Below are 1,223 nucleotides of genomic sequence, written 5' to 3'. Positions count from 1 at the left end.
GGGAACCTCTCAAAACCCCACTGATCCCTCGTTGATCGACAAGACCTGAGCCATCCCCCTGCCATGATCACGCCCCGTAGCGCCCTGAAGTTCGATCTGTTCGCCGAGGCCTCGCGCCAGCACAAGAGAGACGAGGTGGGCGATCCGCTGCAGGTGATCGCGCGGCACATCGACTTCGGAGCCCTGGCTGGGCTGGTGGATGCCTTGATCGAGCGCGGCGATGGCCGCAAGGGCGGGCGGCCCGCCTACCCCACCGAGGTGATGGTGCGCATCCTGGTCTTGAAGCGCCTGTACAACCTGTCCGATGAACAGATGGAGTACCAGTTGCTGGATCGGGCGAGCTACCAGCGCTTTTGCCTGCTGCAGGATGCGATGAACGTGCCGGACCGCAACACGATCTGGCGCTTCGGCGAGCGGCTGGGCGTGGATGGGGCCACGGTGCTGTTCCAGGGAGTGGATGCGCAACTGCACCGCCATGGCTACATGGCCCGGGGCGGACAAGCCATCGATGCGACGCTGGTGCCCGCGCCGCGCCAGCGCCTGGACAGGCAGGAGCGCGAGGCCCTGGCCGAAGGCAGAACGCCCGATTGGAGTGAAGCCGAGCGCCGGCAAAGGGATGTGGATGCCACACACAGGAAAAAGCACGGCAAGAGCTACTTCGGCTACAAGCTCAGCGTGAGCGTGGCTCTCAAGCACGGCTTCATCCGCCGCATCGCCACGGGCACGGCCAGCGAGCACGACGGACACCACTTCGACGAGGTGCTGGACATGCACAACACCGGGCGCAGCGTGCACACGGACAAGGCCTACGCGAGCCGGCAGCGCCGGCAGATGCTGCAAGTGCTGGGCTTGGTGGACGCGATGCAGCGCCGGGCCCAGCCGGGCCAGCCCCTGAGCGAGTGCCACAAGCGGCGCAACCAGCGCATTGCCAGCAAGCGTGCCCGGGTCGAACATGCGTTTGCCGGCATCCGGCACCTGGGCGGCAAGTTCGTGCGCACGATCGGGCAGGCGCGCGCCACGGTGGCGATGACGATGATGGCTGCCTGCTACAACATGAAGCGCCTGGCCTCATTCCTTGAGCGAGGCGTGGATGCGTTCTTCAAACCGGCGACCACCAAGGCACAGGTGCGCCTGCAAACGGCGAAAGCCTGAGCCATCGGGGCGGCAAGGCCCCTCAATGCACGAGGCGCAGACCGCCGTAAGGCCTCATCGCGCATTCAAAA

Annotated in this window: 1 protein-coding gene; it reads left to right on the top strand. The window is 65.9% G+C overall.

Annotation, left to right across the window (positions count from 1 at the left end; all coding sequences use genetic code 11):
- Window positions 1-66: 66 nt before the first annotated feature.
- Window positions 67-1,152, top strand: coding sequence for an IS5 family transposase (locus AVS7_RS18490; protein WP_049696966.1), 1,086 nt, complete (start codon window positions 67-69; stop codon window positions 1,150-1,152).
- The last annotated feature ends 71 nt before the right edge of the window (window positions 1,153-1,223 follow it).

Origin of the sequence: Acidovorax sp. MR-S7 (assembly GCF_000400995.2) — a bacterium.
Taxonomy (GTDB): domain Bacteria; phylum Pseudomonadota; class Gammaproteobacteria; order Burkholderiales; family Burkholderiaceae_C; genus MR-S7.
The sequence above is the reverse complement of the archived record's forward strand: the minus strand, read 5'-3'. Positions and strand labels throughout refer to the sequence as shown.